This is a genomic window from Fortiea contorta PCC 7126, from assembly GCF_000332295.1.
Taxonomy (GTDB): domain Bacteria; phylum Cyanobacteriota; class Cyanobacteriia; order Cyanobacteriales; family Nostocaceae; genus Fortiea; species Fortiea contorta.
On sequence record NZ_KB235930.1, the window covers coordinates 2299198 to 2308394 of the forward strand.

General features: G+C 41.1%; 11 protein-coding genes (1 of these 11 running past the window's edge). 3 read left to right on the forward strand and 8 right to left on the reverse strand.

The genetic code is table 11. The features are described from left to right. Positions 1-98 precede the first annotated feature (98 nt). The 4 genes from MIC7126_RS0110545 to MIC7126_RS0110560 form a co-directional block, all read right to left on the reverse strand. Positions 99-512 (reverse strand): HNH endonuclease, encoded by a 414-nt coding sequence (locus MIC7126_RS0110545; RefSeq protein WP_017653110.1) that lies wholly within the window; start codon positions 510-512, stop codon positions 99-101. A 9-nt stretch (positions 513-521) separates the two neighbouring features. Next, complete coding sequence (locus tag MIC7126_RS0110550; protein ID WP_017653111.1) at positions 522-896, reverse strand: hypothetical protein; 375 nt, start codon at positions 894-896, stop codon at positions 522-524. Between the two features lie 230 nt (positions 897-1126). Further along, a complete protein-coding gene (locus tag MIC7126_RS28615) occupies positions 1127-1825 on the reverse strand; it encodes a hypothetical protein (protein ID WP_081603017.1) in 699 nt (232 codons plus the stop codon). Then, entirely contained in the window at positions 1782-2417 is a 636-nt protein-coding gene (locus MIC7126_RS0110560; protein ID WP_017653113.1) for a TnsA endonuclease N-terminal domain-containing protein, read from the reverse strand. The genes MIC7126_RS28615 and MIC7126_RS0110560 overlap by 44 nt, the downstream gene beginning before the upstream one ends. Before the next feature lie 119 nt (positions 2418-2536). Here MIC7126_RS0110560 and MIC7126_RS27435 point away from each other — a divergent pair, with 119 nt between their 5' ends. The 3 genes from MIC7126_RS27435 (at position 2537) to MIC7126_RS0110575 (ending at position 6238) form a co-directional block, all read left to right on the forward strand. Continuing rightward, entirely contained in the window at positions 2537-3283 is a 747-nt protein-coding gene (locus tag MIC7126_RS27435; protein WP_017653114.1) for a ParB/RepB/Spo0J family partition protein, read from the forward strand. 185 nt (positions 3284-3468) lie between these two features. Continuing rightward, the gene (locus tag MIC7126_RS0110570; protein WP_017653115.1) at positions 3469-5178 is read left to right on the forward strand and encodes a DEAD/DEAH box helicase; all 1710 of its coding nucleotides are present in this window, start codon (positions 3469-3471) and stop codon (positions 5176-5178) included. A gap of 19 nt (positions 5179-5197) precedes the next feature. Then, positions 5198-6238 carry a hypothetical protein gene (locus MIC7126_RS0110575; protein WP_017653116.1) on the forward strand — a complete coding sequence of 347 codons (1041 nt, stop codon included), beginning with the start codon at positions 5198-5200 and terminating at the stop codon, positions 6236-6238. A gap of 194 nt (positions 6239-6432) precedes the next feature. Here the strand turns inward: MIC7126_RS0110575 and MIC7126_RS0110580 are convergent, their stop codons facing one another. The 4 genes from MIC7126_RS0110580 to MIC7126_RS0110595 all read right to left on the reverse strand — a co-directional run. After that, complete coding sequence (locus MIC7126_RS0110580; protein WP_017653117.1) at positions 6433-6876, reverse strand: hypothetical protein; 444 nt, start codon at positions 6874-6876, stop codon at positions 6433-6435. Further along, positions 6839-8197 (reverse strand): replicative DNA helicase, encoded by a 1359-nt coding sequence (gene dnaB / locus MIC7126_RS0110585; RefSeq protein WP_017653118.1) that lies wholly within the window; start codon positions 8195-8197, stop codon positions 6839-6841. Before dnaB ends, MIC7126_RS0110580 begins: the two co-directional genes overlap by 38 nt. Beyond that, the gene (locus MIC7126_RS27440) at positions 8194-8457 is read right to left on the reverse strand and encodes a hypothetical protein (protein WP_017653119.1); all 264 of its coding nucleotides are present in this window, start codon (positions 8455-8457) and stop codon (positions 8194-8196) included. The genes dnaB and MIC7126_RS27440 overlap by 4 nt, the downstream gene beginning before the upstream one ends. A 161-nt stretch (positions 8458-8618) precedes the next feature. Continuing rightward, positions 8619-9197: the 3' portion of a transposase gene (locus MIC7126_RS0110595; protein WP_017653120.1), read on the reverse strand. The gene runs 168 nt beyond the window's last position; the window shows 579 of its 747 coding nt (coding positions 169-747); its start codon lies off the right edge, out of view — the gene reads right to left on this strand; the stop codon is at positions 8619-8621.

The window sequence follows — 9197 nt, forward strand, 5'->3', positions numbered from 1 at the left end:
ATTAAGTTAGGTAGTAATTGCTTTTTTTCATTTGTTGGATAATATTTGATTACAACTCCAATTAAAAAACCAGGAATCAAAACTTAACGACTGATCACTTACGGATATTTTTGTTGACTCATTAATATTTGCCTTTGCAGCACACGATTGGGAATATTGAACTTAAGTAACCTTGTAGTAGCTTTTCCCATCTGAGTTTTTCCCTCAATTAAAGCACCTTCAAGATAGAAGTGCTCATTCCAAATTTGACGACGCGGGTTAAACAATGGGACAATTTCTCCTGTAATTGCATCTATAGTAGCGAAATCAGAACCTTTGTGACGATTGCATGATAGGCATGAAAGTGCTAAATTTTCACTCGCAGTTTCGCCTCCATGTTTCACAGCAATGATATGGTCTACTTCGTGAGTATAAATTGAATAACAGGAGTGAATTAAACAATATTCACAGCGTCCTAAAGCTCTATTTACTACCAGCTTTCTAAGTTCTGTAGAAATTGAATTAGCAGTCATCTTGGCTGATTAATTTTCCCTGGCTCGCGCTTTCAATAAAATCATCAGATGTTCTAATTGCTCGTAAACATCTAACTCTGCTATTTCTACTGGAGTGAGTGAACCAGAGCGGTTTTTTTCTAGTAATACTTGCAGCCGCATTTGTGCAGGGGGCGAAACTTTAAAATTAATAATTTCTTCTGGTGTGGGACGCTTAATTAAGAAATCCAGCACTTCCAGATAAACTTCGGGAATGTTTATCGTCTCTACATTGGCTGTAGGTTGTTCCATTGTTTGCCCCACTTCAATATCCACTAATCGCCAAAGCAATTCGGGTAACTGATGTTGCAGCGGTTCTAAACGTTGAGCCAGTTCATCCGGTATTTGAATGGTGAGTTTTGCCACGCTTGAAACTATTAACTAAGCTGTTTGCTCATATTATGCTTGAAATTACAAAAATTACAACACTACAACACAAAATAAGATATCCTTATCTTTTATACGATATTAAAGACGATTAATACCTGTTCATCCCATGCTGTGACTGTATCGGTTTGCAGTGTGACTGTAACCATAAGTTTGCCGGAGCGGCACGTTTATGGTTTCAAAACACCTGGACAAGTTGAGGTGGAGAATTAGTTCTGATGTATGGGTGGTAGGAAGTCAGAGGGCGTATTGGCAGCTAAATCATCGGCATCATCGAACCACATGCACTGCCACAGAAGCTGATTGCTTTGATTGGAGAGCACAGGAGCTATCAAAAGTTGCCGCCAAAAGTCTTCGCTATCAGTTTGCTCATTAACTACTTGATTGAGTTCCATCTCACCTAACCATAGATGGCAGATTGAGCAATACCCTGGACGAGAATGCCTTGAAAATGGTGGAAATCTTTGGTTGCAGTGAGGGCACTGCTCAACTAAGGGTTGAATTTGCTGTCGTCGTGCTTTTGAGTATTCGTTTTGTTGGATATACTTCACATTGAGGGAAGTTGCGTTCTCTGCCAAAGCATTTCGTAACGCTTTTGTCAGCCAAGTTATGAGCAGACCAATGCTGCCAACTGAGTAATCCAAAAAATATTCATACTGTTCTACCAAGCTAGGTTCTTCAACCAAAGGTAAGTGTGCTTGAAATGTTCGGAGCACCCGCATAAACTCAGCTATATCCTCTTGACTGTCGGTTGAGTAACGAGGTAAATGTATATCATCGCTGCGTCGGCTGACTTGGCCACTGAGATGACAGCAGTTGAGTAAATCATAAGTACCAAATAAAATATGTACGACACCAGTGACATTAGCGAGAGATTTTATCCAATTCAGCCGTAATACACTCAACAACTGTTTTTCTTACCTCTTTTTGAACTGTATTTTCTTGATGGAAATAACCTTGAAGAAACTGATAGTTTCGGTAAGCAATCCAGTTGATTTCAATATCTGTACGTAAATGATAGTACAGTCCCATTGCTTGAACTTTCGTTTCTGCTGATGGAGCGTGCCAATGACCATCTTCGCTTTGCTGATAGCGTGTAGGTTGTTTCTGAGCTAGTGTTTTGAGCCGTTCGCTAGCTTTCCATTCTTCAAACCCCGCACTTTGACACCGCATCACCCAGAAATCTGGGGTATGAGATGTCACTACACAACGTCCGCTCTTTGATTGAAATGATAAACTTAGACGAATTGGCTGGTCATAGTACTCTAATACATCTTCATCGTTTTCGTACTCTACGATCGCTGGCAGTTCTACTTTATGAGATTCAAACTGTATTGTTTTCCCCATTTTGCGACTTGGATAACTGCCGCAAACATTTTTTGCTCCGCCACCTACCTTCCTCACTGGTTCTGAATTACGGATTGTTTGTACCAGTTCTTTTGTCGCCTCTGGTAAACAAAGGCGGCGACACCAGTCTTCAAACTCTCGGTCGCTGAGCATACGAAATACCGTAACTTTCGGCAGGTTTATGCTTGATTTTTATACTTTCGGCAAGCTTATCATTTCAAAACTCAACTTTTTCTACTTGGCTACTAAACGTAATAATCTATTTTTGGGCTATGTCTGCGGCAAGGTTATGGTTTCAAAAACGGCAAACTTATGGTTACAGTGACATGATCGCAGGGGAAAGACGCTACCGAGCAGCGCAAGAACTCAAATTTTCAGATGTTCCTATAGTAAGTAGAGAACTTGATGACCAACAAGCTCTCCAAGTCGCTTTAATCGAAAACTTGCAACGCGAGGATTTAAATGCAATTGAGGAGACAGAGGCAATTCTCGAACTGCTGTCGATTACCCTCAACATAAGTAATGACGAGGTTGCTTCCATCTTAAATCGTGCTAACCATGCCAAAAATCGTGGTCAAGAATTGGAGGAAAACGTTTTCCTCCAATTTAAAACTATTGAATCGGTTCTCACTGGTATTGGTCGGTTTTCTGCAGAATCTTTCCGTACTAGTCGTTTACCCTTGCTTAATCTACCTGCTGAAATTTTACAAGCACTGCGAGCAGGTCAGATTGAGTTTACCAAAGCTAGGGCGATCGCTCGGGTCAAAAATGAGCAGCAACGCCAGACTTTACTGAAGTTAGCAGTATCCCAGGATTTGAGTTTGAGTGAAATCAAGCAGAAAATCCAAGAACTCAATAGCTCTGGACAGACAATATCTCATGCCAGTTATGTTCAAAGGTATTCTCAAATTGGACAACAATTAAGAAAAGCAGATATTTGGGATAACCCAAATAAACGAGCTAAATTAGATAGTCTCCTCTCTCAAATAGAAGATTTAGTAAACAAGTCCGATGAGTAACGACAACTCTAAGACAAGTGGTGTAATGTCGCTGTTTTGGCAGCAAACTAACGCGCTCAGGTATCGAGTTTCTAATCGGTTGCGAAACTTTTCTTGGAATGATATTGGCACGGTTCACACCTTATGGGGTCAGATAACTGTTAGCTGTGCAGTCAGTGATCAAAAGTAGCTAGTAAGGTCACACTATGGAGAAAAACTATACATTCAAATTTAATTCTTCTACTGCCGAAGATGCCCTGAAAGCTGGGAAATATGACCCAATTAACTTCTACGAAGCGCGTCTTGACCTGTTTAATCTCTCCGTAATGGCAGATTACGATCAGTTAATTTGCCTGCCCACCCTCACTGCTATCGACAAATACTGGTATCAGATTGAAACAGCCCGAAAAGTCCTCAGACAACTGGGTGGACGTGCATTACTTGCTGATGAAGTCGGACTGGGTAAAACCATTGAAGCTGGACTGATCATCGCCGAATACTTAGCCAGGGGTATGGTACAGTCCATGCTGGTGCTAACTCCCGCATCCTTAGTTTCTCAGTGGCAATCAGAGTTAAGTGACAAATTTAATATCGCCACTATCACCACAGATAACCGTGACCCCCAACAACCCATAGACTCTTTTTGGACAGATAATCCGCGAATTATCGCTTCATTAAACACAGCTAAATCTGCTAAACATTATCCCCACGTCACCAGTCGCACTTGGGACTTGGTAGTTGTCGATGAAGCCCACCACCTGAAAAATCGCACTACCCTCAACTGGAAACTAGTCAATGCTCTTAATAAGCGGTTTATCCTCATGCTTACTGCTACGCCAGTGCAAAACTCCCTTGTGGAATTGTTTAATCTGCTCACCCTCCTCAAACCGGGACTACTACAAACAGAAGCCGCCTTTAAAAAAGAATATGTCGATTCCAGAAATGGACGAGTCCCTAAAAATCCCGAAAAGTTACGCTTTCTGATGCGGGAAGTCATGGTGCGAAATACCCGCGCCTTAGTAGATGTCAAACTCCCCAAACGCTTCGCCACTACAATTACCGTTACCCCAGCAGCAGGCGAGGAGAAACTTTACCAGGACTTGAGCGAGTATTTACGTTCTTCAGAGGACAAATTAGACAGACTCTCTCGCACCAATTTGCTAATGCGTGCTGGTTCATCTCCTGGTGCTTTGGCTGACTCCCTCAAGCAACTGACTCTTCGCCTACCAGATGAAGAACTGAAGTCTTTAGCAAGACGAGCATCTCAAGTTAAGCAGGTCGAGAAAGCAAAAGCATTGGTAGAGATGCTCTCAAAATCTTCCCAGAAAACCTTGGTCTTCACAACCCATAAAGCAACTAGCACTTATTTGGCTCAAACTCTGCAAGGAGCAAATATCCCCTTTGCAGAATTTACTGGGGGGATGTCCCTGAAACAGAAAGATGAGGCGATCGCCGCATTTCGGGATACTGTTTCTGTACTCTTAGCATCGGAAACAGGTGGGGAGGGGCGTAACATCCAGTTTGCCAATGCGATCGTTAATTATGACCTGCCTTGGAACCCAATGAAGATAGAACAGCGCATTGGTCGTATCCACCGCATTGGACAAACCCAAGATGTGTTTATTTTTAACTTTTGTCTCAAGGGCAGTATCGAAGAATATATTCTGCGGATATTACATGACAAAATTAATATGTTTGAACTGGTGGTTGGAGAAATTGAAACAATTTTAGGGAATGTGGATGATGACTTTGACTTTAGTGAAATTGTCATGGATATCTGGCTCAAGCATCAGGTTAAACCCGAATTAGATACAGCCTTTGACCAATTGGCAGATAATTTGTTGAAAGCCAAAAACCAGTATCAGCAAATTCAAGAACTGGATGAGCAGATTTTTGGCGAAGATTTTGAAGCTTGAGAGATTGATTTAATTAAATATGATTTCCGACCCAATTATTGCTACGTTATCAAAAATTGTTTCTTTGCATGATGGAATAGCAGAACCTGCTGGGGAACACATTTTAAATGCGTTATTAACTGACAATATAGCATCGCTACTTTCCCTCCCCGAAGAAGTTACATTTACAACTAAAATAGATGTACCTCAAAGTGTTTTTGTTACCTATCATTCAGAAGTATTAAATAAGTTATCAGACCTATTAGCTACTAAAGGACTGATTAGTGCCTTGGGTGTGAAATTTGATGGCTATTTAAAAACTACAGGGTTTGAAAAGACCATCTCCGAGAGATTCGTAGTGCAAAATGGTCTCATTCGTTTTGTAGAAGCTAAACCATCAATCACTCGTTACATCCTATGTAATGTGGCTTATACAGCGAATGCAGATGAAAAAAGGATTGGTTTAGTTTCGTTTATTATCAATGAACTAACAGGAGTGACACCTGTAGAAATCGGTGATGCTTTGTTCTGGGAATCTGACAGAATTTCTATTGATAATCAAGAAACGCCATTATTTATCCCAATTGAAGAATTGTTAAAGTTAATCGAACATCAAAGTGCAATATTAATTGAAAAATCTCTAGAGAATTGGCAGGCTAAATTAGCGAGAGCAAGAGCTAGAGATGAAGACAGACTCAAGAATTATTACGACACAATTAGCTCGGAAATTCGCAACAAGATTGTGTCAAAACATTTGTCAGGTGATGATAAAGATAAAGAAGTAGCACGAATTGAAGCTACTAATAGAGAGTTAGAAAGAAAACTGTTAGATGTCCAAGAGCGTTATGCAATGAGCGTAGAAGCTTGGCTGCACAGTGCCATGATTATTCATTTACCTACGGTACATATTCGATGTGAGTTGCAAAGAAAGAAAGCGAAACGGACTGTAACAGCAGTTTGGAATCCCTTCACTAAAATTATTGAGCCACTTCGCTGTGAATTATCAGGAGTACCTGTTTATGATTTTTATTTAGATGATCTAGAAGCTAAAATTATCTCCCCGATAGTTTGGAGAAAGTAATTGGTGAGATTTCCGTTACTAGGGTTTGATCTGACGCAAATTTGGCAGGGCAGCGTCATTCTTGACACTTTATGGCTGATATAGTTCGTCAGGTGAGCAACCGTACAGAAAGTTACGCTAAGGCTGAAAGGCTTACTAAACAAACATTTTAACCTAGATTCTGCTGGCGTGGCTTTTCTGAGGTAATGGTTTTTCTATAATTTTACACGCAATATAGACAAAATCTCTCTGACTGGGGCTTTATCTGCTTCTAGCTTCTCTATTCTTTTTAATAGTCGTTTTGGAATATACTTGCACTTTTTAACAAGGCGCGAGCCATCTTTCCAAAACTCATAGTGATACCAAGCTTGGGAATAATCTTTGCCGTGAAGGGTAATAGTTTTCCACTCAATGGAGCCACTACCCAATCCTTTATCCCGCCTATTTTTACTAGGGCTATTTTTACTGGGGGATATCTCGGACTGCTCAACATCTTTACTAGGGCTGTTTTTACTGGGGGATATCTCGGACTGCTCAGAATTTTTACTAGGGCTATTATCAATATCCCCCAGTAAAAATTCCGATCCCGGAGGCGGGTGGTTTTGACAGGAGTTTGAAAACTCAGATATTTCCGGAGCGCAAATTCTGGATAATTCCATATGACTTGTCAAAAAACACTGTTGCTGTACCTGTACTGCCGTGGCGAGATTTAGCCATGATGAGTTCTAAAATTCCTTGGTCTTCTGTACCGTGGTTGTAGTAATCGTCCCGGTAAGCAAGGATGATATTATCGGCAACCATCTCTAGAATTCCTGACTGGCTGAGGTCACTTATCATCGGACGCTTATTCTGTCTACTCTCTACTCCCCTGGAGATTTGAGAAAGTGCCAGCACTGGAACTTCTATTTCCCCAGCCATTTTGTAAATTCCCCTGGCCACATCTCCCAGTTCATAACTGCGGTTACCACCAGAGTCCTCTGCCATCATTTGCAAGTAATCAACTACAACCAAGCCCAACTTTCCTTCTTTGGCTTTAACTTGACGGCATTCGGAAGCAATTCCAGAAACGGTAATACCTCGACTATCATTTATGTACAGCGGTAGTTCTGAGGCAATAGCAACTATTTTGGCAATACTTCGTAACTCCCATTCATTTAGGGGTTCAGAGCCTGAGCGGTGTCTGCGGATGCGATCGCATTTTAAAGGCAGCAACTCAAAATCCTTGTAGGCATTAACGACGCTAATTAAACTCCACAGCCGATACTCCAATTGCTTTTTAGTCATCTCTAGTGAAAAGATGATGACGGGTAAGTTGTGAAGTAGTATCATCTGTAAAGCTAGAAAACTAGCAATCAAAGACTTTCCCATTGATGGTCTGCCACCAACAATGGTCAGAGTGCCACCTTCAAATCCCACCATTAACTTATCGAGTTCAAAAAGTCCTGTAGGATAAATGGGGCTTTTAGACTCTAATTCTTCATAAGCAGCAATGTTAATCGCGCTATTGTGTTCAGTGTTTGAGCCTAAGCTTTGGTGAGAAAGTTGAAAGATTTTTTGTTCTGAGCGGTCAAGGATAACTGGTAGCTCAGTTTCTGTCTCGTAGCCAAGATGCACAATTTCGTTACCAGCCTTAATTAACTGACGGCGCAAATACTTGTCCATCACCAACTCGGCTAAGGCATCAATGTTGACAGCTGACACAGTGCGGTCTACGAGGGTTGCTAATTTATTTTTACCACCAATACGGGCAAGCAAATCGTGGTCAGCAAGCCAGCTTGTGACCGTCAGCAAGTCAGTAGGTAACGCGTGACTGTGGAGCCTAAGAGCTGCAAGATAGATATCTTTGTGAGAGTTAAGGTAAAAAGCTTCTGGAATTAGCTGATCGCTGACTCTGGCGATCGCTTGTGGATCAAGCATTATCCCGCCTAAAATCACCTCTTCCGCCTCGATGTTTTGGGGTGGTAGCTTATCATCTGTCAAGTTACACCTCCAGTAGCGCCACTGCGATTTTGGCTTTGCAACTCTTCCCAAGCTTTTTGACCCTTTCGCTGCCGTTCTTCTAGTTCTTGGTGGAATTCTAAGAGAAGATTTTTTGTTTCAGTTTTTTTGGCTTGTACTGGTTTTGAAGCCAGATATTTTTCGTAATAAACCTCCCAGCGATTTTTTTCGGCTTTGTTTTTGTGAGCTAACCAAGCTTCGATGTCGTTCACTGGCTGACTAAAATTTTTGGTTTCTTTCACACAAAAATTCAAAAAATTCGCTCGCTCTTCTTCTGAGAGAGTCTTAATAAAGTCTGAATAGTCTGAGGAGATCTGGAATCTTTATTTGGTAAGGGTTCTGGGTTGCGATTAGGGCTTAAATAGTCGGGATTTCTGCTTAAATAGTCGGAGCTTCCGCTTATTTAAGCGGAATCTTTGTCCTGACTGGATTCTGACCTAGATTTAGATTTTGATTTCAAACGGTCAGCTTCCGCTTTAGCGTTAGCTGCTGTACTGTTATGACCTTGCACCGTTACAGTTCGATATTGATAAAGTCCCAGCTTGCGAAGTTTCCTTAAATCCTTGTCAACGGTATCTGGTGAACTTCCTATAGCTACTGCTATTTCTGCTATGGAAGGTAACCAATTTAGAGCATTGTCATCAGTAATAGCATTAACAGCCATAGTGATTGCAACATCTAGAGCATCGAATGTGCGAGTTTTAGCAGAACGAAGAATTTCTTTTAACTTTGACCAACATAACTCGATTGGTGATAAATCAGGTGAGTACGGAGGCAAAAACTTAATTTTAGCTCCAACAGATTCTATTAAAGATTTTGCAGTATTAGCATAATGTACAGGTAAATTATCCATAACTATAATTGCTCCCATCCACAACTGAGGTAATAATATTTGCTCAATAAAAACTAAAAAACTAGCCGTATTCAAACTACCGAGGAAAGTCATAGTGGCAATTAAGCCTTCGTCGCTCATCGCTCCAAT